This window comes from Flavobacterium tructae (assembly GCF_001853485.1).
Classification (GTDB): domain Bacteria; phylum Bacteroidota; class Bacteroidia; order Flavobacteriales; family Flavobacteriaceae; genus Flavobacterium; species Flavobacterium tructae.
Genome location: NZ_MIKE01000022.1, coordinates 714,285 through 737,410, shown reverse-complemented (window position 1 = coordinate 737,410; position 23,126 = coordinate 714,285). Strand labels below are relative to the sequence as shown.

General features: G+C 33.4%; 21 protein-coding genes and 1 tRNA gene. 19 read left to right on the top strand and 3 right to left on the bottom strand.

Features of this window, described 5'->3' with window-relative positions; translation table 11 throughout:
• The first annotated feature begins 28 nt into the window (after positions 1–28).
• The 16 genes from BHE19_RS22785 to BHE19_RS10785 all read left to right on the top strand — a co-directional run bounded on the left by BHE19_RS22785 (position 29) and on the right by BHE19_RS10785 (position 17,043).
• Positions 29–187: a hypothetical protein gene (locus BHE19_RS22785; RefSeq protein ID WP_157495779.1), complete on the top strand. Its 159-nt coding sequence runs from the start codon at positions 29–31 to the stop codon at positions 185–187.
• Positions 188–488: 301 nt separating this feature from the next.
• On the top strand, positions 489–1,190 hold the full coding sequence (locus BHE19_RS10850) for a 4'-phosphopantetheinyl transferase family protein (RefSeq protein WP_083342515.1): 702 nt from the start codon (positions 489–491) through the stop codon (positions 1,188–1,190).
• 116 nt (positions 1,191–1,306) lie between these two features.
• Positions 1,307–2,557 carry a crotonyl-CoA carboxylase/reductase gene (gene ccrA, locus BHE19_RS10845; protein WP_070907113.1) on the top strand — a complete coding sequence of 417 codons (1,251 nt, stop codon included), beginning with the start codon at positions 1,307–1,309 and terminating at the stop codon, positions 2,555–2,557.
• Positions 2,558–2,951: 394 nt separating this feature from the next.
• Positions 2,952–3,983, top strand: coding sequence for a helix-turn-helix domain-containing protein (locus BHE19_RS10840; RefSeq protein ID WP_070907112.1), 1,032 nt, complete (start codon positions 2,952–2,954; stop codon positions 3,981–3,983).
• Positions 3,984–4,086: 103 nt separating this feature from the next.
• Positions 4,087–4,548 (top strand): nuclear transport factor 2 family protein, encoded by a 462-nt coding sequence (locus tag BHE19_RS10835; protein WP_070907111.1) that lies wholly within the window; start codon positions 4,087–4,089, stop codon positions 4,546–4,548.
• A gap of 44 nt (positions 4,549–4,592) precedes the next feature.
• Positions 4,593–5,726, top strand: a complete 1,134-nt coding sequence (locus tag BHE19_RS22295) for a nuclear transport factor 2 family protein (RefSeq protein ID WP_083342514.1) — start codon at positions 4,593–4,595, stop codon at positions 5,724–5,726.
• Between the two features lie 213 nt (positions 5,727–5,939).
• A complete protein-coding gene (locus tag BHE19_RS10825) occupies positions 5,940–6,992 on the top strand; it encodes a serine hydrolase domain-containing protein (protein ID WP_165607922.1) in 1,053 nt (350 codons plus the stop codon).
• 266 nt (positions 6,993–7,258) lie between these two features.
• Complete coding sequence (locus BHE19_RS22780; protein ID WP_017495526.1) at positions 7,259–7,405, top strand: hypothetical protein; 147 nt, start codon at positions 7,259–7,261, stop codon at positions 7,403–7,405.
• A gap of 221 nt (positions 7,406–7,626) precedes the next feature.
• Positions 7,627–8,316 (top strand): response regulator transcription factor, encoded by a 690-nt coding sequence (locus BHE19_RS10820; RefSeq protein WP_017495525.1) that lies wholly within the window; start codon positions 7,627–7,629, stop codon positions 8,314–8,316.
• Positions 8,306–9,673: a sensor histidine kinase gene (locus tag BHE19_RS10815; RefSeq protein ID WP_070907109.1), complete on the top strand. Its 1,368-nt coding sequence runs from the start codon at positions 8,306–8,308 to the stop codon at positions 9,671–9,673. The genes BHE19_RS10820 and BHE19_RS10815 overlap by 11 nt, the downstream gene beginning before the upstream one ends.
• A gap of 92 nt (positions 9,674–9,765) precedes the next feature.
• Positions 9,766–11,025, top strand: a complete 1,260-nt coding sequence (locus tag BHE19_RS10810; RefSeq protein WP_070907108.1) for a TolC family protein — start codon at positions 9,766–9,768, stop codon at positions 11,023–11,025.
• Positions 11,022–12,029, top strand: a complete 1,008-nt coding sequence (locus BHE19_RS10805) for an efflux RND transporter periplasmic adaptor subunit (protein WP_070907107.1) — start codon at positions 11,022–11,024, stop codon at positions 12,027–12,029. The genes BHE19_RS10810 and BHE19_RS10805 overlap by 4 nt, the downstream gene beginning before the upstream one ends.
• A 10-nt stretch (positions 12,030–12,039) precedes the next feature.
• Positions 12,040–12,339: a DUF190 domain-containing protein gene (locus BHE19_RS10800; RefSeq protein ID WP_070907154.1), complete on the top strand. Its 300-nt coding sequence runs from the start codon at positions 12,040–12,042 to the stop codon at positions 12,337–12,339.
• Positions 12,340–12,341: 2 nt separating this feature from the next.
• The gene (locus tag BHE19_RS10795; protein ID WP_070907106.1) at positions 12,342–15,455 is read left to right on the top strand and encodes an efflux RND transporter permease subunit; all 3,114 of its coding nucleotides are present in this window, start codon (positions 12,342–12,344) and stop codon (positions 15,453–15,455) included.
• Between the two features lie 157 nt (positions 15,456–15,612).
• Entirely contained in the window at positions 15,613–16,122 is a 510-nt protein-coding gene (locus BHE19_RS10790) for a hypothetical protein (protein ID WP_070907105.1), read from the top strand.
• A 261-nt stretch (positions 16,123–16,383) separates the two neighbouring features.
• The gene (locus tag BHE19_RS10785) at positions 16,384–17,043 is read left to right on the top strand and encodes a GNAT family protein (RefSeq protein WP_070907104.1); all 660 of its coding nucleotides are present in this window, start codon (positions 16,384–16,386) and stop codon (positions 17,041–17,043) included.
• Positions 17,044–17,139: 96 nt separating this feature from the next.
• Here BHE19_RS10785 and BHE19_RS10780 read toward each other — a convergent pair.
• A tRNA-Ser gene (locus BHE19_RS10780) sits at positions 17,140–17,224 on the bottom strand.
• 562 nt (positions 17,225–17,786) lie between these two features.
• On the opposite strand from BHE19_RS10780, the gene BHE19_RS10775 reads away from it, so the two are divergent.
• From BHE19_RS10775 to BHE19_RS10765, 3 genes are all read left to right on the top strand, one after another.
• Positions 17,787–18,548: a Cthe_2314 family HEPN domain-containing protein gene (locus BHE19_RS10775; protein WP_070907103.1), complete on the top strand. Its 762-nt coding sequence runs from the start codon at positions 17,787–17,789 to the stop codon at positions 18,546–18,548.
• A gap of 166 nt (positions 18,549–18,714) precedes the next feature.
• The gene (locus BHE19_RS10770; RefSeq protein WP_070907102.1) at positions 18,715–19,650 is read left to right on the top strand and encodes a hypothetical protein; all 936 of its coding nucleotides are present in this window, start codon (positions 18,715–18,717) and stop codon (positions 19,648–19,650) included.
• Positions 19,651–19,829: 179 nt separating this feature from the next.
• A complete protein-coding gene (locus tag BHE19_RS10765; protein ID WP_070907101.1) occupies positions 19,830–20,477 on the top strand; it encodes a hypothetical protein in 648 nt (215 codons plus the stop codon).
• A 798-nt stretch (positions 20,478–21,275) separates the two neighbouring features.
• Here BHE19_RS10765 and BHE19_RS10760 read toward each other — a convergent pair.
• Positions 21,276–22,097, bottom strand: coding sequence for a hypothetical protein (locus BHE19_RS10760; protein ID WP_070907100.1), 822 nt, complete (start codon positions 22,095–22,097; stop codon positions 21,276–21,278).
• Between the two features lie 105 nt (positions 22,098–22,202).
• Positions 22,203–23,093 carry a hypothetical protein gene (locus tag BHE19_RS10755; RefSeq protein ID WP_070907099.1) on the bottom strand — a complete coding sequence of 297 codons (891 nt, stop codon included), beginning with the start codon at positions 23,091–23,093 and terminating at the stop codon, positions 22,203–22,205.
• Positions 23,094–23,126 lie beyond the last annotated feature (33 nt).

Below are 23,126 nucleotides of genomic sequence, written 5' to 3'. Positions count from 1 at the left end.
ACTATTAACAACCAAAAACACCAAAAAGATGAAAGATAGTAAGCCAAAATGTAACTGTGCTAAAAATGGAGTAATGTGCGCACTTAAGATGAGTTTAATCAAACAAGGCGCATCAGTAGCTGACACTACGGCAAAAAGTAAAGCAGTTTGTCCTTTAAAAGCAGCAATATTCAGTTCTGCTTCTTAAACCGCCATATGACCTTGGAGAGGGCAATTAAAATGGAATAAATTGTTTATAAAAAGCCTTTTAGAGGTTTAAAAATAGTTTGATTTAATCAGATCCGTAGATATTCCATGAGAATATGAAACAGTAAAAAAATAGTGTCATTGTTACAAGTAACAACTGATGGCATTGTAACCAGTACTGAGAGCAATATTCAATTATACGTAGGTATCATTGAAATTAAAAAAATATAAAATATTGGTAAAGTCTAATGCAAAATATGCAGTGAGAAACCTCAATGTAAATTTTTATACACCTTAATAGTATGATGCAAAATTCGACACATTACTTAGCCTTTAATGATTTTGAATCCATTCCTAAAATAGATTTAAAAGAAGATGAATATTACTTATTTCAGTATTCAAGTGATAGTAATCTTGATCAGGGTATTTTAAAATACTACCTGGAATTTTTACCTCAAAAGTTTAGACAGGAAGTACTTAAATACAGAAGATGGGATGACAGATACAACTGTTTGTTTGGAAAACTAATGGTTTGCATGGGATCTCACATATTGGGAAACAACACATTTGAATTCGATAAAATTGTTAAAGACATTTATGGGAAACCTTATATGTTAGACAGCAGTTTTAACTTTAATATTTCACATAGCGGCAATACAGTTGTATGTGTTTTTAGCAAACAGGAAATAGGAGTTGATATTGAAGAAATCAATGAAATCAATTATTCCTTATTCGAAAATGTATTTTCCACTCAGGAATTTGCAGAAATCAATCGTGATGGATTGGATAAGTTTTATGAATTCTGGACCAGAAAAGAATCAGTAATTAAGGCAATAGGAAAAGGAATGTCTATTCCGCTTACGGAGATTGAAATCAATAAAGGTCATGTAACCTACGGTGAAGATACCTGGTATACAAAGAGCTTTAAAATTGATAACAAGTTTTGTTCGATTACCACAAAGTACGATCAAATAAAATCCAGACAAACCCATATCCTGTTTTAGCAACCTTGAAAGAGAATTGACCTTCTGCGAATTGATGGTAGTCATCGCAGAAGGAATTTAAGGTTGCACAACTACTACAGCAAGAAAATAATTAAAAATAAAAAATGAACCTAATTATGGAAAAATTATTACTTGAACTTGAAAGAGAAATACTTTTAAAAGACTTATATGAAATGGATGAATGTCCGCCATTAGGACATACTCCCGCTTTAATGCATGCCTATGTCATACGACCGGAAAATCATGGAACTCCTTATCAGGCGTTTCAGCAGGAAGTGATTAAAACCCCAAAATTGGGATTTAATGAAGTTCTCGTTAAAGTGATGGCTGCCGGAGTAAATTACAATGGTCTTTGGGCCGGATTGGGAGAACCAGCTTCGCCTACTGCATTTCACGGCAAGGATTTTCATATCGCAGGAAGTGATGCATCCGGAATAGTATGGGAAATCGGAGAAGGACTAAAGAATAATCCGGAATTTAAATTTAAAGTTGGAGATGAAGTCATCGTACACTGCGGACAAACCTGTGGCATATGTCAGGAATGTAACGGCGGTAATCCGATGTTATGCGAATCACAGAAGATATGGGGCTACGAAACCCCTTACGGTTCCTTTGCACAGTATACCAAAGTTCGTGCACAACAATTACTTCAAAAACCCAAACACTTAACCTGGGCAGAAGCAGGAGGTTATATGCTGACTTACGCCACCGTTTGGAGAATGCTTTACGGATTTGCTCCAAACGATTTGAAACCCGGAACCAATGTACTGGTATGGGGTGGAAGTGGAGGTTTGGGAGCTTCCGCCATTCAGTTAATTAAATTGGCAGGAGCAAATGCGGTTGCCGTTACTTCAAGTGATGAGCGCGGAGAAAAATGTATGGAGCTTGGAGCTGTCGGTTATATCAATCGGAAAAAGTTCAATTGTTGGGGAGCTTTACCTGACATTGGTAATAAAGAAGAATACAAAGAATACTTAAAAGAAGTCAGGAAATTTGGAAGCGCCATTTGGGATATATTAGGCAAAAAAGTGAATCCTGATATTGTTATTGATCACATTGGCTCACAAACCCTTCCCGTAAGTACCTATGTTGTAAAATCAGGAGGTATGGTTGTTTTCTGCGGTGCTACATCAGGATTTAATATGTCTTTTGATGCCTCATTCGTCTGGATGAGACAAAAAAGGATACAAGGCTCTCATTTTGCATCCCTGTCTGAATTGTATCATGCCAATCAACTGATTTTACAGAAAAAATTTCATCCCGTTATATCTGATGTGTTTACCTGGGATGAACTGCCTTTAGCACATCAAAAAATGCTTGATAATAGTGTTGAATATGGAAACATTGTCATTAATCTTGCTTCGTAATAAAACAGCACAAAGTTATTTTTATACCAAAACAAACATCTAAAAAAAATAAATCGAAACCTCCAAAATCGTATGATTCTGGAGGTTTTTTTATGCCCGGTAACGATTTTTGGAAGTGATCTGTTTTATTCGGAAGCGATTACAGCAACAGTAATTGTTTAGAACAGAAAAAGAGTTTTCAATACCATTTAAAAGACGTAATATTCAAAAAATAGGACCTCTTTTAAATTGTCGGTTTTTACTGCGATTGCATTTTTTCTTCACAAAAAAACTTTATCTTGGCAGAGAAAATAGAGTCTGTTTCTTCTGTAAATCCGGCTGATAACAGAGCCTGAAGGGATTCATTGAAATCAGAGATTATAAAACAATAAACCGTACCAAAAAACAGATAAGAATGTTATCATCACATGAATTGTTATTCTTTTTTAGTGCCTTAGGAGCTTTTAATGGTTTCCTGCTTTCCTTATATTTTGCGGTAAATGCCAAAAAGAAAATTTTTGCAAACTATTTTTTATCCTTACTGTTATTGGTATTAAGCATCAGAATTATAAAATCGGTTTTCTTTTATTTTAATCCTCACTTATCGAATACTTTTATTCAAATCGGACTTTCGGCCTGCATTCTTATTGGCCCTTTTCTATTTTTATATCTCCGATCTTACAGTCCCTATTCCAAATCAGTCTGGATTACACATACAATACCTTATTTGGTGATGATGGCAATTCTGGGAAGTCTTTATTCTTACGTAGAGCACCCTCAGATCTGGCGTATGTGGATTGTAAAAGCCATATATCTTCAATGGTTGGTTTATATCGGTTTTTCTTTTAAATATATTCAGCCAATTCTGAAGAAAATCAAAGAGAAGGAGAGCTTAAAAAAGTTAGAAGTATGGTTCCTTAGCATCTATTTTGGAGTAGCTTTGGTTTGGGCAGCCTATACTTTCGCTGCTTACACTTCTTATATCGTCGGAGCATTATCCTTTACCTTTATTTTATACCTGATCATTTTACTATTAATTTACGGAAATAGCCAGGAAACTACTTTCTTTCAGGAAAAAGAGAGATACAAAAACAAAAGCATTGATAAAGAGACATTAGATCTGATTAGTCAAAAATTTTCTGTTATAGTAGAAAAAGAACTTTTTTTAAATTCCAATTTCACTTTGGAAGAAGCGGCAAAAGAACTAAAAGTAACCAAACATATTTTATCACAATATGTAAATGAAGTAGTAGGCAAATCCTTCTCCAATCTCATTAAAGAATACAGAATCGAGAAAGCAAAAGAGCTATTAGAAACCGAAAAAAACTATACCATTGAAAGTTTGGGTTATGATAGCGGTTTCAATTCTAAATCAACGTTTTTCACCGCCTTTAAAAAACAAACCGGATTAACCCCCACCGAATATCAAAAACGGTACTCCAAATGAGTTCTAATTTATAGAATGAGACTTCAGTTTTATAATCTATACCCTGTAAACTAAGACGATACCGGACATTTGCATTCATTATTAATAACCTAAAAAATTAAAAATGAAAAAAGTGTTTTTGTTTATCGGATTAAGTCTGTTGTTTTTTAAATCAAATGCTCAAAGTCAAAATACTACTGATGACTGGAGTTTGATTCAAAAAACACTAAATCTCTACATAGACGGTCAGGCCACTGGCGACTCGGTTAAAGTAGGTCAGGCATTCCACAGCTCCTGGCAGCTGAAAGGCTTCAGAGAAAAAGAATTCGTAGTCGTTCCCAAATCGAAGTATCTGGTAGGATATAAAAAGCGTGATGTTAAACCTGATAATTGGTCAGGTCGCATCGTTTCTATTGATTTTACCAATAATGCGGCCAGTGCCAAAGTAGAAATAAGCACTGCAAAACTATTGTTTGTAGACTATTTCAATCTTCTGAAAACAGACCAGGGCTGGTTTATTGTAGATAAAATTTCAACCCGTACTCCTCACAAAATGGTTGAAGCGGAAGTAAAACCAAAAGGATAACCCAGTACTTTTTGTTCAAACTAAAACCGATAATCTCCAGAAAAATGTTAAAAATAATCGTTTTATCACTAGTTTTTACGGGGCTGTATCCTCAAAGTATTCATGCGCAAAAAAACATACTATTTGTTACCTCAAATCAGGATTTTTATGGCAATACGAAAATAAGTACATCCAATCACTTTGAAGAAATAGTAATTCCGTACGACATATTTACAAAGGCAGGTTACAAGGTTGATTTTATAAGTCCGAAGGGAGGAGCAATTCCTATTGGATACATTAACGCTTCCGACAGTATCCAAAAAACATACTTATACGACAGTTGGTTTATGAGTAAATTGAAACAGACCAGGAAACCTGAAGAAGTTACGGCTAATGATTATTCCGCAATATTCTATACGGGTGGAGGTGCCGCAATGTTTGGTGTAGCCGAAAACCAGACCATTCAGAAATTGGCAGGGGCAATTTATAAAAAAAATGGAATTATCTCCACGATTTGCCATGGAACAGCAGGAATTGCTTATTTGAAAGACGAGAACGGAGTTTCACTCTATGTGGGACGAAAAATCACCGGTTTTCCGGATGAATTTGAAAGTAAAGAGATGGCCTATTATAAAACATTTCCCTTTTCGATGAATAAAGCAATTGTAGCCAATAAAGGAAACTTTGTTTATTCAGAAAAAGGAAGAGACGCTTTTTATGTAACAGATGGCAGGTTTGTAACGGGGCAGGATCCTACTTCAGGTACCAAAGTGGCTAATGAAGTAGTAAGATTAATCAGGGAAAACGATAAAGAGGCAGGAAATAATACGGTAAAAAGTGACTTTGATCAAATCACCGAAGTCCTTTTTGACTACATTGAAGGTACGGCAGAAGGACAGCCCGAAAGACTTAGAAAAGCCTTCCATCCCAATTTTAATTTGTACACAGTAACCAATGATACGCTGTGGACACGTTCCGGTAAACAATACATCGCTAACATAAAAACAGGGGAAAAATTAAACCGAATCGGACGCATTCTTGCGATTGATATGGAGAAAGATGCCGCAATTGCGAAAGTAGAAATTAAAGTACCCAATTGGCGCACTTTTACAGATTACTTTCTAATTCTTAAATACGAAGGAAACTGGAGAATAGTACATAAAAGCTACAGTTGGAGAGCTATTTCTAAAAAAGAATAAACCATAAAAACATCCGCTAACCGCAGTTTGATCAAATAAGGTAATCAAAAAATCAGGATTTTTTTCAATTAAATATATTGGGGTAAATTAAAAAGTTAAATATCCTGAAAACCGATATTTTGGCAAACTGCAACTAGTGGGAAGTATTACGTATTAACAGAGATGAGGTCTCCGGTAATAGTTCAAAAACGAATTAAAAAACAATTAGATGCTATGATAAACAGATTTTTACTGACCATAATTCTAGGTACATTTTGGGCAATAAATATAGAGGCACAAGTTAAAAGCAACAAAAAAATTGACGCCTATATAGTAGAAATTAAGAAGCAGTACAATATTCCGGGTTTGGCTGTGGCCGTAGTAAAGAATGGAGTACTGATTCACAAAAAAAATTACGGACTGGCAAATATCGAAATGAGTGTTCCGGTAACTGATAAAACGTTATTTCCCTTATTCTCGACCACAAAAGTAATGTCAGTTGTAGCCGTTTATCAATTGATCGAACAAAACAAGCTGTCGTTGGAGAGTACTATTTCGGATTTTGTAGAAGATTTACCCGATAGCTGGAAGAAGGTGAGAATTAAAAATCTCTTAACACATTCATCAGGATTGCCGGATATTGTTGAGTACACGGACAGTAAAGAAGAGGATACAAAACAAAAAGTATATAGCGATACCATAAAGTTCAGCCCGGGAAACCAATTCGATTACAACCAAACCAACTTTTGGCTTTTAAATCGTATAGTTCAAAAAGTAACCCGAAAAAAGTTAAGTGAATATATCCTGGATACACAGTTTCCTTTATCACAAAAAGAAGCCGTCTTTGAAGGTAATAATTTAAAAGTCGTTGAAAATTTAACCTATGGCTATGTCAATACAGCAAATAGTGGACAGATTTTAAAAAGAAACTGGAACTTTCCGGAATACGAATACGGAGCCGCTGCCCTGAATTTAACGCTTGATGCATTTGTAGAATGGAATAGGAAACTGGACAGCAACGAATTTATCTCAGAGCAAACGAAAGTTCAATTGTTAAAACCCTTTGATTACGAAGTCAAAAGGGATTTTACTTATGGACTGGACTTCATAAAAGTTAAAGGAGAAGTATCGTATGGTTTTTCCGGTGGGGTGTCCACAGCGTTCAGGAAATTCCCCGACAAAAAACTAACTATAATTCTTCTGGCAAACGGAATGTTTATACCCACAGACAAATTAAACGGAATAAACGAAGTGGTAAACAATATTGCAAGCATTGCCTCTCCATAACTTTGATGCTTTTACCGTTTAGGGATTTATTTCATTCTGGTTGAGAAGTTTTTTTTTGGGGGAAAGTAATTTAATCCTTCCATTTTGGATGGATGATCGTATCATTTTGATAGGTATTGGTAAATTGAGAAATATGCTTTTAGTTTTAGTTGTTTGTTACTCAGTGTTTTGTTCTTTTTGAAAATGTTTGGTATATCAATTGTCTCTAAAATGCAAATCGGAATACCGATACTAACAGGTGTAAAACAATATAAATTAGAGCAACCATGAATGAAGATAAAACAAGAAAGAAAAAAATAAAGAAATTGGGCATATCAAATAAAGCGGTTCGTCAAAAAGACAGAGTTATCAATTTAATGGTATTTACTACGATTTTTTTTATTGCACTTTTAATGATTTCACAAATAGTGTAAACACTGTTGAATAAAGACATCACATTACATCTTTTAAAATTTCATGAATTTGTATCATCAGGAAGTTTTAAAATAGAGAAGCCGTCATAGAATTTGTTTTGTGACGGCTTCTTTATTAGATCAAGTTTATTTAAGCACATTTACAGAACTTTTCTAAGAGGATTAGTAGAAAAATTTTGTAAAAAGGACTGGCAAGTGAAATAAAATCTAAATTTGTAAGTATGAAAATTTTAATTGTAGAAGACGATTTAAGAGTTGCTGAGCTTATCCGAAGAGGATTGGAAGAACAGGGGTTTATCTGTACTTTAGTTTATGATGGAATTTCAGGAAAGAAAATGGCCTTGCAAAATGAGTTTGATCTAATGATTACCGATATCATTTTACCAAAAATGGACGGATTAGATTTGTGTAAAGTCATTCGTGAAAACCAACCCAACTTGCCTATTATTATGCTGACCGCTTTGGGTACCACAGACGATAAGGTGGAAGGCTTTGATGCCGGAGCCGATGATTACCTTGTGAAACCTTTTGAAATGCGTGAATTATTGGTTCGCATAAGAGCCTTACTCAAAAGACATATAAACATAGGAAATAATTCAGGAAATGTTTTAAAATATGCGACTCTTGAAATGAATCTCAATGAAAAAACAGTCAAAAGAAATGGAAAAGAAATCAATCTTACGCCAAAAGAATTCAATCTTTTGGAGTTTATGCTTCTGAATCCTGAAAGAGTTTTGTCAAGAGTAGAAATCGCAGAAAAGGTCTGGGATACTCATTTTGACACCGGAACTAATTTTATTGATGTCTACATCAATTATCTAAGAAAAAAGATTGACAAAGATTTTGACCAGAAACTTATCCATACCAAATCAGGGATGGGATTTATCCTGAAATTAAATAATGAGGATTAGAACGCACTTAACTATATTATTCAGTATCATCACAGCTGCAATTTTGCTTGTATTTGCAGCAATTATTTATTTTTCAGCCAAAGAAGACCGGGAAAAAGAGTTTTATGCCGTTCTGAAAAAAGAAGCAATTACCAAGGCCAATTTGTTTTTTAATGCCAAAGTAGAGGTAAAAACCCTGCAAAATATTTATCGAAACAACCGTAAAGTGCTTAATGAAGTTGAAGTGGCGATTTATGATGTTAATTTCAATCTTCTTTACCATGATGCTGTTGATATTGATTTTGTAAAAGAAACACCCGAAATGGTTAAGGAAATTTACCAAAAGGGCGAAAAACGTTTTTATCAGCAGGATTGGCAGGTGATAGGGTTGAGGTATACGTATGAAAAAAAGAGCTACATTATTACCGCTACTTCTTATGATCAATACGGTTACAGCAAATTAAACAACCTGCTTCATAATATCATTTTTGTCTTTACACTTTCTATTTTATTCATTTACGCGGCAGGAAGATATTTCTCCAGAAAAGCATTTGAACCCGTTAAGGAAATGACAGATCAGATGAAGAATATTACAGCTACTAATCTTGATTTACGTTTAAATGATAATGAAAATAAAGACGAACTTTCGGAATTGGCCAATACCTTTAATGAAATGCTTAATCGTTTAGAAAACTCTTTTGATGCCCAAAAACAATTTGTTTCCAATATATCCCATGAATTGCGTACGCCGCTTGCTGCTATTATTACCGAATTGGAACTTTCAATTACTAAAAACAGAGAAATAAGCGAATATCAATTAGCCATACAAAGCGCTTTAAGCGATGCCCGAAAATTAGCCCGATTATCAAATAGTCTGCTGGATTTTGCCAAAGCAAGTTATGACCCTTCTGAAATAGCATTCAAGCAGGTGCGTATAGATGAGGTTCTTTTGGATGCCAGACAACAATTACAGAGGGCAAATTCAGAGTATAAAGTAGACATTCATTTTGAACAGGAATTTGAAGATGACAGTGAAATTTCAGTAAAAGGGAACGAATATTTATTAAAAACTGCTTTTGTCAATCTTTTCGAAAATGGATGTAAGTTTTCAGAGAACCGCCAAAGCATGGTTTCAGTTTCCTTTGATAAAAAAAAGATCATATTGAAATTTTCAGATAAAGGAATTGGTATTCCATTAAACGATATAAAAAACATCTTCACACCTTTTTATAGAGGTGACAACAAAAAATACGCAGAAGGCAACGGTATTGGATTGTCTCTGACCCACAAGATTATTCAGCTGCATAACGGTACTATTACTGCAGCTTCAGCACCTTCAAAAGGAACAACTTTTACCATAATATTAGAGAGTTTGTGAGGGTCTCTAATGGAATTCTAATTTTTTTCTATTTGTTTTCTAACGGCGTTTTATAAATAGTCAGACGAATTTTGCATCAAATATTTTTAGCGATGCAAATTCAAAAACAACAGTTTATTTTTTTACTCTTTTCCCTGGGGCTTTGTTTTCATATACAGGCACAGGAAAATTGTACGCTGCAAAAAGCACTTCAAACTGCACGAAGCAATAATCCGTTTCTTAAAACAGAGCAATTAAATGTAAAGATTGCAGAATCGGATATAGTCACGGCTAAACTTCGTCCCAATCCAAGCCTGAACAATCAGACCCTGCAATTGATGCAATCCTCTGGATTTCATGAAAACACACAATGGCACGACAAGCAAAATCGTCAGGTCTGGTGGCAATTGACTAAACCCTTCCAAATAGCAGGACAGCGTAAAAATAAAATTGAGTTGGCCGGCAAAAATGTTTTGTTTGCAGAAAAAAACTATAGTGAAACAGAGCGCAATCTTTTTTTTGATGTAGCTAATAAATGGCTGGAAGTCTGGACCGTTAAAAGAAGATTAGAGATTATCAGTACCGCTAAAAGTAATATCGACAGCCTGCTTTTTACAAACCAAAACCGGTATAAAAACTTAGTAATTACCCAAACCGATTTATACAGAACAGAACTACTGTCAAAACAATATGACATTCAGCTTAAAACGGCATTTCAGGAGGTAAATAACCATCAAAGCGAATTGAAATTATTGCTTGGTACGCAGGAGAATGTAAGTGCCGACATGTCAGATGATTTTTTATTTGCAATGCCCAATACTATTGATGATCTGTTTGTTAAGGCATTTCAAAACAGAAGCGATTTACAGTCCGTAAAATCATTAATAGACGTTTCTGACAGTAATATTAAACTGCAGAAATCGCTTTCTTTTCCACAGCCCGAATTAGGAGTTATCTGGAACCCACAAAATGCAGTTCAGTACTTTGGGGTTTATGCCAATATTGATTTGCCCATTTTTAATCGAAATCAGGGAGAAATTAAAAAATCGGTTTTGGTAAAAAATCAGGTTGAAAATCAATTGTCCGCTCTCGAAGTAAAAGTCAGAACCGAAATTAAGATCGCTTATGAAAACTATGAGAGGCAGAAACAAAATATTGCAAATTTTGAGTCACTATTGAAACAGTCGAAAACCATTTTAGATAATGTCAAGTATTCTTATCTAAAAGGAGGAACCACCATTGTTGACTTTTTAGAAGCACAGCGCAGTTGGTTAGAAACACAGCAGCAATATTACGATACGATGCAGTCTTACAAGCAAAGCTACATTCAATTACTTTATACAACAGGTTTAATCAATCAATTAGCATTATGATACAAAAAATAGTTTGCGCATTTTCAGTAGTAATCTTATTTACTTCCTGCGGAAAAAAAGAGAATAAACTAACCGAAAAAGAAACAGCACCAATTATAAAAGAGAAGGGAATGTCTATTCTTTTTCCCGATAAAAAAGGGATTGATTTTTTTAAAACAGAAACCATCAGTACCAACACTATAACAGCACAGTTTTCGGCACCGGCAAAAATTGCGGCGACCGTGTTACCATCCGACGAAGGAGCTTTGCAGCCTGTTGTACTGTTTGACAATTCTGAGCTGGCAGCCAGTTACACGCAGTTTATGCAGAGCCGGATTAGTATCAGTCAAATTCAAAACATTAATATTAAACAAAAACGATCAGAATTAGAGCGTACCAAAGATTTAAATCGGCATGGAGCGGCCACAGGTCAGGATTTACTAAATGCACAGACAGCTTTATCCATAGAACAAACCAGTTTGGCCAATGAAAAAGCAGCCCTGATAGAACATGAATCGAGATTAATTTCGGCAGGTTTCACTCCGGATATGCTGAGAAAAGCAAAAGTTGGAACAGCCTACTTGATTTGTGATATTCCCGAGAATCAAATAAGCAAAGTAAAATCTGGCAGTACAGGTGACATTTCTTTTAATTCATTTCCTAACGAAACATTCAAAGGCAGAATAGATGCGATTGTAGATAGGGTTGATCTTGAAACACGAATGGTAAAAATTAGAATTTCAGTGCACAATCCATCAAACAAATTGAAAGCCGGAATGTTTGCCAGTGTATCTTTTGGTTTGAAGGAAGGGAATTTCATCAGCATAAGCAAAACATCATTAATTACAGTCAATGGAAAAAATTATGTATTTGTAAAAGAATCTGAAAATAACTTTAAAAGAAGAGAAATTCAGACCGGTCAGCAAGTAGGAGACAGAATAATTGTTTTTAAAGGGCTGAACAATAATGAATTAGTTGTCGTTGAAGGCGTAATGCAGCTAAAAGGATTATCGTTTGGCTATTAAAAAAGTAAAAATGACACAAGCACAAATCTATATCGACAAAGATGAATTGAAAGAAGGAAAACCTCTACATCAATTCATAATGCATTTACTGTTGGAAAATGGTATTGTGGGAGCAACTTCTTTCACAGGTCATTCCGGTTTTGGAAGACACAACAGATTGAAGCAGCCGGGACAACAATTCTCATTTGATGAAACACCAATGCTCCTCACGTTTATCGACGAGGACAAAAAGATAAAAGAAGTATTAACTGAATTAAGAAAGCAATACCGAGGCGGGTTTATTATAACCCACTCTGTTGAACTCTGGTAATCATGATTAAAAATTTACTCATATTCTCTCTGAAAAATCGCTGGCTGGTCGTAGGTATCAGCATCGCGTTAATGGCTGTTGGTTACATCTGTTTTACCCAGTTAAAAATTGAAGCATACCCGGATATAGCAGATACAAATGTTATAGTAGTGGCGCAGTATCAGGGGCGCGCTGCCGAAGAAGTAGAACAACAGGTTACAGTTCCTATTGAAAGAGCGTTGCAGAACACCCCAAATGTCTTAGACAGAAGAAGCAGGACTATTTTTGGTTTGTCAGTGGTACAGCTTACATTTAAAGACGGTACCGATGATTATTTTGCAAGACAACAGGTAATGGAACGCCTGGCAACAGCCGAACTTCCTGAAGGAGTTTCTTCTGAATTGGCTCCTCTTTCGACGGCTGTAGGTGAAATTTTCCGATATGTTGTAGAAGCCCCGCCAACACTCTCACCAATGCAGGTAAGAGATTTGCAGGACTGGGTTATAAAACCTTATCTGTTGCAGACCGCTGGTGTAGCTGATATTGTAACTTTTGGCGGACCTCTAAAACAATTTCATATTCTGGCATATCCGGATAAATTGCAAAAGTATAAACTAACGATTGCAGACGTTGAAAATGCCATCAGAGCCAACAATCAGAATACGGGAGGAAATGTCATTGAACGAGGCGGGCAAGGATTTGCCGTGCGCGGTTTAGGAGCAATCAAAAACGAGAAAGACATTGAAAATATTGTATTGAAGTCAGTCAATGGTGTACCGGTATTTGTTCGTGATGTCGTAAGTGTCGAAATAGCCCCTCCTCCGCCAAGCGGGGTTTTGGGATACACAATTGCCGATGAGAAAGTGAATGTAAATAGCGGGGTTGAAGGAATTGTTTTGCTGCGCAGATACGAAAATCCGAGTGAAGTACTCAAAGAACTGAAACAGAAGATCAAAGACTTACAAGGACAAGAACTGCCGGAAGGAGTAAAAATCAGAACGCTTTATGATCGCAGTTTTCTAATTGATCATTCCCTTCATACCGTTGGTAAAACGCTTTTTGAAGGTGTAAGTATTGTCATCATTATTTTGATTTTCTTTTTGGGCAGTATGAGAAGTGCCTTAGTGGTAGCTTTGACCATTCCATTTTCATTGCTTTTTGCATTTATCATCATGCGGTTTACAGGCATTCCGGCCAATTTATTATCGTTGGGAGCAATCGATTTTGGAATCATTGTAGACGGCGCGGTAGTCATGGCAGAACATCTAATCCGGAAATACCGGACAGCAACACCCGAAGAAAAAGAAAATGGCATTGTACACATCACTTTACTGTCAGCTCAGGAAGTTGGACGTGAGATTTTCTTTTCTGTTACCATCATTATATTGGCCTACATGCCAATTTTGCTAATGACAAGAGTTGAAGGTAAATTGTTCTCTCCAATGGCATTAACATTAGCTTTCGCTGTGGTTGGTTCGATGTTGGCAGCACTGACTTTTATTCCGGTTCTGATTTCTTTCGTTTATAATAAAGCAGTTTCAGCTAAAGATGAATCTTTCAAGGAACATAATAATAAGGTGCTTGAGTTTGTTGAACGGTTGTATGCTAAATTCCTCCATAAAATTTTGACGAACTATAAAAAGTCTGTTGTAATCGGGTTTGGATTGGTATTGCTTTTAATTGGATTTGGTTTAAAATTAGGAACAGAGTTTTTACCGGAATTAGACGAAGGTTCTATTTTTCTTAGAGGAAATTTTCCGGCGGGAATCACCATACAGGAAAATGCTAAAAATGCGCCTAAAATAAGAAGTATCATTTCAAAATATCCGCAAATCGATTTTGTGATTACACAAACGGGCCGAAATGATGACGGAACAGATCCTTTCCCGGCCAATAGAAACGAAATTTTGGTAGGACTAAAAGAGTATCATTTATGGAGTGATACCATTTCAAAAAAAGAACTTGTCAAAGATATTCGCTTAGAGCTCGAAAGAGAGCTCCCTAGTGTGAAATTTACGTCAGGACAGCCTATTATTGATCAGGTAATGGAAATTGTTACCGGAAGTGCAGCAGATTTAGCCGTTTCTATTGTAGGAGAAGATTTGGGAATGATGAGGAAAAAAGCAGATAGTATTGTTGCGATTATGAAATCGATGCCGGGAAGCGAAGGAGTAAATATAGAGCAGGAGGGAACACAGGAACAGCTGGCGATAAAGATAAACCGGGAATATGCTGCCCGATATGGTATTAATGTTTCCGAAATTCAAAATATGATTGAAGCGGCAATTGGGGGTAAAAATATTTCTACAGTGTATGACGGTACCAAACGTTATGATATTGTTATCCGTTACCTGCCGCAATTCAGAGACAACATTGATGAGATTAAGAAGCTGCTCGTTCCATCAGCAAATAGAGCCCTTATTCCTATGGAACAATTGGCAGAGATCAATTTTACTGAAGGACAGACCAATATTTACCGTTACAATAATAAACGAATGGTGACCGTAAGAACCAATATTAGAGGCAGAGACCAGGGCGGTTTTGTAAAAGAATTGCAAAAGAGAATAAAAACCGATGTGAATATTCCAAAAGGGTATGAACTAGTTTATGGAGGTCAGTATGAAAATCTGGAAAGAGCCGGAAAACAATTGGCTCTGACAATTCCACTTACACTAATTATGGTTTTTGTGTTTCTTTTTATGCTCTATAAAAATTTCAAGCATACGATAATAACAACGAGCTGTGTTTTATTTGCTTTGAGCGGAGGTATTATAGCCTTGTTAGTCAGAGGATATTATTTCAATGTTTCTGCCGGAGTTGGTTTTGTTTCCATTTTTGGAATTTCAGTAATGGCCGGTGTGTTATTGGTTTCAGCACTTCACAGAGCAACATTTAAGAATCCAATTTCACAATCGCTCATTCAGCAGACAGCAAAGGAACAACTACGGGCGATTCTCAGTATTCTTGTTTTAGCCATTCTTGGACTCATTCCAGCGGCTATTTCCAGCGGTATAGGTTCAGATGTACAAAGACCGTTAGCAACAGTTATTATTGGCGGATTAACCAGTACATTAATTTTTACACCAATATTAATACCTCCCTTGTATATGTGGATGAACAAGAGCAGTATAAAGTAAACGCAGGCATGGAGATGTTCTGAATTATTCCGGTGAGAAGGTCTGAGGTTTTTTATTAGGATTTGAAAATGAAAATTTGTAAATTGTAAATATTTGATATTTAGTTTTTTATGATTTAGTAAGCGAAGTTTCTTGTGTAACCTAAATAATCTTAAAAATGAAAATACTTTTAAATCTCAGAGCAGCTCTGCTTCTTGTAATGATCGTTATTCTTTCATTGGTTAGTGCCTATTATAATTTTTCTATTGAAAACGATACTAAGGATATTCTGAAGGCGAATTACAACACGCTTGATTATTCCGGAAATATGCTTCTTTCATTGGATAAAATGAATTCTGATAAAGAAAATGCAATACTAGTATTTCAGAATAATCTAACCAGACAGATGGAAAATATTACTGAAGAGGGTGAGCAAAAAGTGACATATGACCTTCAGGTTAATTTTGATGCTCTAAAAAGGAATTGGAACGATGAAAATTTAAAAAGTAAAATACGTCAGGATATTTTTCACATTATAAAATTGAATATGGCTGCGATCAAGAAGAAAAGCGATATCGTTACACATACTACCGAGAAGGCAAATTTTTGGATCGCTATTTTAGGAGCACTTTGTTTTCTGATAGCATTCAATCTTATATTGAAGCTATTTAGTAATAAGCAAAAGTGATCTTTGTAGAGAATGAAAAAATACCTAAAAAATAAGTTCCTTTTAAAGCGGTCTCAAAATGATAAAAACATATCATTTTGAGACGTTTTTTTTGTGCTCAAAAAATACGGTTTAAGATATAATGCCTAAGATTTGCAGGGTTTTAATGGTAGTTGATAAATTATAAAGAATTAGTGGTATACAAGTTGGATGTAGTGTTTTGTATTTCTGCCCTTTTTGAGGAATAAAAACAGTAACAAATAAGATCTACACTAAACGACTATGAGAACCTTGACCTATAAAATAGAACCTATTGAAAGACATTTTACATTTTCAACCCTGTTAAAAAAACAACAAGCTTCTTTACCACTTAAAGAAGCTGTAGAAATTCCCGATTTTAGTATTGAAAAAGCCAGACCTGTCCATACCTTTTGGATAAAAGAAATTTGTGAAGTAACACTTGCATCAGCCATAGCCCGCGGAACCGGAATTTCCGGTCGTTCTCCCGAGTTTCTTGAAACCAAAATAAAAAAAGGAGAGGCAGTCATAGCCTTTGCTTCAGACGGAAGGTGGGCAGGATTTTCTTTTATCACCTCTTGGGAAAATGGAAAGTATGTTTCTAATTCCGGATTAATCGTCGCTCCTGAATTCAGGCATACCGGACTTGCTAAAAGAATTAAAACAAAAATTTTTGAACTCAGCCGCGAGAAATACCCCAATGCCCGTATATTTAGCCTAAGCACTGGTCTTGCTGTCATGAAAATGAACCATGAACTTGGTTTTGAACCGGTCACTTATTCAGAACTGACTACCGACGAAATGTTTTGGGAAAATTGTAAATCCTGTGTAAACTGTCCAATACTGATAAACAAGGACAAGAAAAATTGTTTGTGTACAGCCATGCTTTACGATCCAAAACAGAATACGAGGATCGTAGATTAAGTAAGATTTTGATGACCCTAGTATCGAACAATACAATAAAACACTTTGGAAATAAAACAACAAAACCCTCAACATTGTTGAGGGTTTTGTCTTCAGCGGAGGAAGAGGGATTCGAACCCCCGGACCTGTTACAGTCAACAGTTTTCAAGACTGCCGCATTCGACCGCTCTGCCATTCCTCCAGTAAGATGCAAGCATTCGCTTATTGCGGGTGCAAAGATAGTATGTTTTTTTGATTGCAGAAATTTTTTTGCTACTATTTTGAAAGAAAATAATATCACGTCTTAAATACAATTGAGACATAAGTAAAGTTTACGAGTGTTGCGTATTTAAAATATATTTTATAGGTTAATTGATGAACAATTTACAAACCATTTCTTCCAAAATTTAAAGAAATTCTTTACTATGCTATATATGCTGATTTTGATTTTGGCAGACGAAGGAGAAGGATGGCGAAAAAGGTTTTTCATTAAAAAGGGAAGATATTTTTTTCTTGTTTAAAATCCTTATAATAGATAATTATTTTTTAACTACGCAAAATAACTGCGTACTTCTTAAGTATCTTTGGTATTGTTTAGTAATCATAACTAAATTATATACCGTAATTATTAAAAAAAGAACGCGGGAAGGATAGTAAGCTGATTTTGTATTTAGAAAGATTTGTCAATTCAGAAGAATGGAATTAGTTTAGTACCGATTCCGCTGTAATGCCAGTACATTACCAACCCCTATAAAAGAAACTAAATGGAAATAACCGAATTTAACGGCGAATTATTTAAAGATTTTATTGAAATTGTTCATCGTACAATGGAAGAGATTCGTATTCATCCAGAGTATAGCTTGTCCAAAAACAATCATCAGTTATTTAGTCCAGAAGGTAAATATGCTAATAAAGTTTTTGACATTTATTCTAAAATAAATGAAATCAAAGGGGATTTTAAAAAAATAGAAGTCTTTCTTCGTCGTTTTCCATTAAAAAAAATTTATGATGAAAATGAAATTACTCATTTAGATTATATTAAATATCATACCGAAGTTTTTTATCACAAATCCAATACACTCTTAGATTTGTTCAAATTATTTACTAATGAAGTATATGAACTTGGATATTCCGAAAGGAAATGTACATGGGGTAATTTAATGAAATCGGAAGTAGTTAAAGACTCATTATCAATAAAGGTTATAGAATATTATCATAAAAGTTTTGAGCACATTATTAAAGCCAGAAATTTAAATACTCATCGCGGAATATTCAAAGATTCCGAAAAAGATGATATCGAAACTCCAATGATGATTTATAAAAATTCAGAAAAATTTAATATGGAATTAGGTGATGACTTCAGAAAAATGATGCCTGAATTTTTATTGGAATATAAATTGAAAAAATACAAAAATGAAAGATTATTGTACATTAAAAGTGGAAATAATGCAGCTGAACAATACATCAATTTTTATATGAACGTAACAATTCCTGAATTTTTAAACAGGGCTAAAGCGAAACGATAACGGCAACTAACACACATCTTATGCAATTTGGGAATTTAGTAGAATTACCGTTTATAGCATGTTTTCGTTTAGCTGAAAAGACTCTATTACGAAAGTCGCGAATTGAGCAAGGCGAGGGAATATTAGCTATAATGCTCTCTCAAGAGGCCTCAAAATAATAACTTATATGAAAGAAATAAATTATTTACAACCTGATGAAATCTGGGAAGTATTTGATGTAAAATCTGAGGATGATTTTAGAGAAAAGTATTTACTAAAAGGAAAATTCCATTCTTTAGTTCCTGAGACGATAATTAATGATTACAAAGTAGTTGAGAGGCTTATGTATTATAGCTATTTTAATTATCCATTAATAGATGAAGCATTTTCAAAATCGACACGAATTTTTGAAGCATGTGTTACCTTAAAACTCGAAATTTCTGGTTTAAAAAGAGATGGTTTTGAATCATTACATTCAAAGCTTACACGATTAAAAGAATTATGTTCGAATGATTTATTTGAACAATGGAGAGGAGCAAAAGAGTTAAGGAATCATTTTGCGCATCGCGAAGCTGGTGCTCTTGTGGGTATTTTTCTGATGAATGGATTCAAACATAACTTAAATCTAATAAATTCAATTTTTCTTGAATCTACAGCTATATTAAATAAAGAAAAAAAGCTTAAAGATTTGCTTCAACAGAGTGAGCATTTAGTTAAAGGTTTATTTATTTTAGAGTATAAGACGCAAAAAATATTAATCTACGGAGCCAAACCTTTTACAACTGGAATTATAAATAATTTAGGTAAATCACTTTGGGTTTTTATTCCGATTACAGGTGACAAGATTATACAGCACGTAAATGATTTTCCTGCTTCACTAATTTTAAAATTAGAAAATGTACAAATTAATGAGAAAGGATTAAATGCAATAGATGCTGTAACAAAAGAAGTAATTCAGCTTACAGTAACTGAGAATGCTGAAAATGTTGAGAAATTCAATTTACACAATAAACGAATTGCAGAAATCGAAAAGATCTCGCCAAATATTAGTTTAGAGTATATGTCAATGTTAAAGCATGATACAGCGAAAGAAATTTCAGATTTTCTATATGAAGATTGGTAATTGTATAACAGCTGACTGCTGCTGAAACGGATGTAGATAATGGCCTAATTGGAAAACGATTTTGCATGCGGCGTAATGAAAACTTAACTGAATTCGAACCATATTCCTTGGGAAATAGAATTGTTTAACTTTTTTCCAATTTAGATCATAAGGAATTATAATTAATCAAAAGAAAAAAAATGAACTTTCAGCCTACATTTGAAAATAGACAAATTGCAATTGAAAAAGCTCTTTTCTTTGAGTCATTAACTTCTAAACTTATCAAGCACATGATGGGGCTGGAGTTACTGGGCAGTACGAAGTCATTAGATAATAAAACCTCGTCGATAAGTTTGCGTGCTAAAATTGATCTGCTTGTGGATTGCGGTAAAATTGACAAGTTGACTTATGCCAATTTATTACATATTATCAGTATTAGAAATCAGTTTGCACATAATTTTGAATGCAATAATTTTGAAGATTTACCAAAATTTATTGACGGTATTGATAAACCATTGCTAAAATATAGTCCAGATTTAAGTGCTTCTGTAGAAGAAAGCTTAAAAAAGGGATTTTTGAACATGGCGAATCAAGCGTTCAAATTTCTTTTAAATGAATTCGGAGGAGTTACAAAAGAATATCAAATTGATACAGAGAAACTAAAAATACGCATTACAGAGGAAGAGGAAAAATTATTGGATCAATACGGAATCCAAGGAGCTAGAAATAGGGCGCTGGTTTTAAATAAAGTAAGACAGCTTCTTAAAGAAGATGAAAATGAAGAATTGAATTCGAAAATAAATGATGAGATTATCAAATTCAAGAGCAAAAATCCTGATCTGCATTAATTCTAAAATTCTGTAGTGTTGTATTTCTTATTTGCGGTTAACTCAAAGCCATCTAAAAACATATTGATACCTTTTGTAGGTGGAGTAACAAAGTGGTAGTAATGAGCCGAAATTAATCAATTTCTGACTTCATTTGAACAACAGGCAATTGTATATATATACAATTTGTATTGTGAAAAAAACTATTGCGAAGTAGAGAATAAACAAGAGCTTCAGACTCCACAATGTAAAGTTTAATCGGTTAATTTCCTAAAAAAAAAGATATATATATTCGGTAACGGTTGTGGGAAACGGAGGAGAGCTGGATTCGAACTTAACCGCTAAAATCTGCTTCTATGCTATATTTTTATGATGTCTTAAACCTAAAGTGCACCGATTCTGCCCCTGAAGCATAATTGTTACTTTTTTACTGTTTGTTTACTTTAAAAAATCAGTTTAGCATTTATCTTTAACTTGTTGTTATTCAGTGGTATTATTCAGAATAGTTATATCTAAATATATCAATGTTTTTCAATTATTTGTAATTTAATTTTTATTTTTTTAAGTAGTCCTAACGTGACAATTCTCGAACCGTTTTCATGAGGATCTGAAAAAAATAAATATTCAATCAAATGGTAGATTTAATTCTCTATGATCTTTCATTAATCTTTAATATGTTTTCGTAAATAACTCCTATAATAATATTTACATACCTACCTATAAATCCTCGCATTTGCATTAAAGAAATCAAGCAAAAGATATGAGTTTAGAAATACTTGCACTAAACGAGGATTTTGTACAGTTGAATGAAATATAATTTTAGTTCAAAATATCAAGAATCCATCTAATGCTTACATGTGAAACATCTTTTTTATAGTATTCAATGAAATATGCTTTATCAAACATATTTACTTTTTTTCTAATAGAATTAATTAAATATTCATCAAAATTGATTTTATAATTATTCATCTCCATAACTATAAAGAAAAAATTTTCAACAGTAACAGATAAATTTATTATGTGAGTGAATGTAAATTTATCAGGCAGTATAGTCTTGTCTTTGATTGTTTTATATAGGTTAATTGCAAAAGAATAATCTTGACTGTTTTTTAAAACAGAATTATAATGTATGATATTTACTTCAATATTACAAGAATTTAAAATTTCAATAATTAAAAGACCTTTTTTATTTGAATTTTTTGAAAGTACTGAAGTTAAGTATCTTGGATTAGATCTATAATATGTTGTATGATTTGTTATTAGATATTTAAGTTCTTCTTTTTCTGAAAATTTATTTAAAAAATCAAACCATATTGAAATTGGAATATTACCTCCAATGTCAAGTACTCTCGATATAATTATTTTTAAAGAGTTAAACTTTATATTGAATTTAAAAATCTTAATAAAGAAATTAACAAAATAATCTTCTTCTTTTTTGAAATTTGCATTCTTTATGAATTTGTTAAAGTCCTTAAATAAATTTTCGTAATGGACTTCAATAAATTCATTTATCTTAGCATCAGAATTATTAAATAAATAATTTTCGTAAATAGTACTTGGGATTAAATTATTTTCGAATTCACTTAATGCATATAAGAACCATTTGTTTGCAATTTTAAAATTAGGTGCAATTTCAATCATATGCGAAATCAATTTTAATTCGCTTACAACAGATTTATCAGCATGAAAATCCTTACTTTTTACTGAAATATATTCATAATAGTAATTTAATGCTTTTTCGTATTCCTATTGATAAAGAATGTAAGGAATCCAAACATTATTTCTGTTACGATTATTTTTTATTAAATCTAACTTTATTATATAATCGAAAACTTCGTTAATTATCAAATCATACTTTATGCTTTTCTTTTTAATTAAATATTTGAATGTTTCTAGATTGGGATTCAAATTGTATTCTTTTAATTCATTATAAAAATTAAACACACTAATATCATCTGATATTAAAATCATCTGATTAATAATATTTACCGTCAACGTTTTTAATTTTTTCTTAATATCAAAAAATATAATATTTGCTTGATCCCTATTGCAATTTTTTAAAAGAAAAAATATGATATCCGGATTGTTATAATGTATTGAGTTGCTTACTTCGGCATATAGTTCTAAAACATTTTCATTGTTAATTACTTTGCTAAGGGATAAGTAGTATTTGTAATCTTTATCAGCAGTGTTTTTAGACACTATTTGAATAATATTTGATAAAACTTCTTTGGATAATTTTTTTGATATTTGATTTATAAAATCAAGTGGTTCAGTATTTCTTAAAATGGCATTAATTGCTATATTTTGATTTATTTTTAAATCAAATTTATAATTAAATAAATCAGTAGCAATATAGTATTCTTGCATTTTTAAAAGTGTTACAATTGAAAGATAATCATCATTATCTTTGTATGAATAGAAAGCTCTCTTTAATATTTCAACTTCAATATTTTCCTCTTCATTAATACTTGTCATTTTGCATTCTGCTGCAAGTAGTATATTTACTTCTGACAAATCAATTACAAATTCTTGCCTATCATTTATATTTTCAAACAAACCAGAATAAAGATGTATCACTTCAGACCAATTAGAGTCATCAATTTTCTCTGTTAATATATTTCTTTGGGGTTTCAATTTGTATTTTACTTTAAAATTATTATTGAGATT

Coding starts and splice junctions, on each gene's coding strand:
- BHE19_RS10825 (WP_165607922.1), top strand. CDS start 5,940: ATGATAAACAGATTTTTACTGACCATAATTCTAGGTACATTTTGGGCA.
- BHE19_RS10790 (WP_070907105.1), top strand. CDS start 15,613: ATGAAAATACTTTTAAATCTCAGAGCAGCTCTGCTTCTTGTAATGATC.
- BHE19_RS10785 (WP_070907104.1), top strand. CDS start 16,384: ATGAGAACCTTGACCTATAAAATAGAACCTATTGAAAGACATTTTACA.
- BHE19_RS10815 (WP_070907109.1), top strand. CDS start 8,306: ATGAGGATTAGAACGCACTTAACTATATTATTCAGTATCATCACAGCT.
- BHE19_RS10760 (WP_070907100.1), bottom strand. CDS start 22,097: ATGATTGAAATTGCACCTAATTTTAAAATTGCAAACAAATGGTTCTTA.
- BHE19_RS22780 (WP_017495526.1), top strand. CDS start 7,259: ATGAATGAAGATAAAACAAGAAAGAAAAAAATAAAGAAATTGGGCATA.
- BHE19_RS10795 (WP_070907106.1), top strand. CDS start 12,342: ATGATTAAAAATTTACTCATATTCTCTCTGAAAAATCGCTGGCTGGTC.
- BHE19_RS10775 (WP_070907103.1), top strand. CDS start 17,787: ATGGAAATAACCGAATTTAACGGCGAATTATTTAAAGATTTTATTGAA.
- BHE19_RS10800 (WP_070907154.1), top strand. CDS start 12,040: ATGACACAAGCACAAATCTATATCGACAAAGATGAATTGAAAGAAGGA.
- BHE19_RS10820 (WP_017495525.1), top strand. CDS start 7,627: ATGAAAATTTTAATTGTAGAAGACGATTTAAGAGTTGCTGAGCTTATC.
- BHE19_RS22295 (WP_083342514.1), top strand. CDS start 4,593: ATGTTAAAAATAATCGTTTTATCACTAGTTTTTACGGGGCTGTATCCT.
- BHE19_RS10770 (WP_070907102.1), top strand. CDS start 18,715: ATGAAAGAAATAAATTATTTACAACCTGATGAAATCTGGGAAGTATTT.
- BHE19_RS22785 (WP_157495779.1), top strand. CDS start 29: ATGAAAGATAGTAAGCCAAAATGTAACTGTGCTAAAAATGGAGTAATG.
- ccrA (WP_070907113.1), top strand. CDS start 1,307: ATGGAAAAATTATTACTTGAACTTGAAAGAGAAATACTTTTAAAAGAC.
- BHE19_RS10810 (WP_070907108.1), top strand. CDS start 9,766: ATGCAAATTCAAAAACAACAGTTTATTTTTTTACTCTTTTCCCTGGGG.
- BHE19_RS10835 (WP_070907111.1), top strand. CDS start 4,087: ATGAAAAAAGTGTTTTTGTTTATCGGATTAAGTCTGTTGTTTTTTAAA.
- BHE19_RS10840 (WP_070907112.1), top strand. CDS start 2,952: ATGTTATCATCACATGAATTGTTATTCTTTTTTAGTGCCTTAGGAGCT.
- BHE19_RS10805 (WP_070907107.1), top strand. CDS start 11,022: ATGATACAAAAAATAGTTTGCGCATTTTCAGTAGTAATCTTATTTACT.
- BHE19_RS10765 (WP_070907101.1), top strand. CDS start 19,830: ATGAACTTTCAGCCTACATTTGAAAATAGACAAATTGCAATTGAAAAA.
- BHE19_RS10850 (WP_083342515.1), top strand. CDS start 489: ATGATGCAAAATTCGACACATTACTTAGCCTTTAATGATTTTGAATCC.